Raw genomic sequence first — 395 nt, 5'->3', positions numbered from 1 at the left:
CCGCGTGTGTGAAGAAGGCCTTATGGTTGTAAAGCACTTTAAGCGAGGAGGAGGCTTACCTAGATAATACCTAGGATAAGTGGACGTTACTCGCAGAATAAGCACCGGCTAACTCTGTGCCAGCAGCCGCGGTAATACAGAGGGTGCAAGCGTTAATCGGAATTACTGGGCGTAAAGCGCGCGTAGGTGGCCATTTAAGTCAAATGTGAAATCCCCGAGCTTAACTTGGGAATTGCATTCGATACTGGGTGGCTAGAGTATAGGAGAGGAAGGTAGAATTCCAGGTGTAGCGGTGAAATGCGTAGAGATCTGGAGGAATACCGATGGCGAAGGCAGCCTTCTGGCCTAATACTGACACTGAGGTGCGAAAGCATGGGGAGCAAACAGGATTAGAT

General features: G+C 49.6%; 1 rRNA gene. It reads left to right on the top strand.

Features of this window, described 5'->3' with window-relative positions:
• Positions 1-395: ribosomal RNA gene (locus FVP33_RS18955) — 16S ribosomal RNA — on the top strand; the annotation flags it as partial.

This window comes from Lacisediminihabitans profunda (assembly GCF_008040105.1).
GTDB lineage: Bacteria > Actinomycetota > Actinomycetes > Actinomycetales > Microbacteriaceae > Lacisediminihabitans > Lacisediminihabitans profunda.
The sequence above is the reverse complement of the archived record's forward strand: the minus strand, read 5'-3'. Positions and strand labels throughout refer to the sequence as shown.